The sequence below is a fragment of the Paenibacillus sp. 598K genome (assembly GCF_003851045.1).
GTDB lineage: Bacteria > Bacillota > Bacilli > Paenibacillales > Paenibacillaceae > Paenibacillus_D.
In genome coordinates this window covers 1-251 of record NZ_BFBX01000237.1, presented here as the reverse complement: position 1 = coordinate 251, position 251 = coordinate 1, and the positions used below count along the sequence as shown (strand labels likewise).

The 251-nt window shown below is 54.6% G+C and carries 1 pseudogene; it reads right to left on the bottom strand.

Annotated elements, in window-relative coordinates:
• A pseudogene (locus PA598K_RS34800) lies at positions 1 to 251 on the bottom strand (carbohydrate ABC transporter permease); the annotation flags it as partial.

Sequence of the window (251 nt, the reverse complement as noted above, 5' to 3'; positions counted from 1 at the left end):
ATGACGCCTTTGACGAAGTATCGTTGCAGAAATGGGTAGATGACGAGGATCGGCAAGGTGGCGACGATGATCGTAGCGAACTTGATCGACTCGCTGATCCGGAATACCTCGTCCTGCGTCGCGCCCGAGAGCATATTCTGAGCCGACGACTGAATCAGGATCTCGCGCAGGATAAGCTGCAACGGGTAAAGGCTGCGATCCTGCAAATAAATCATCGCCGAGAACCAGCTATTCCAGTGGCCGACCGCGTA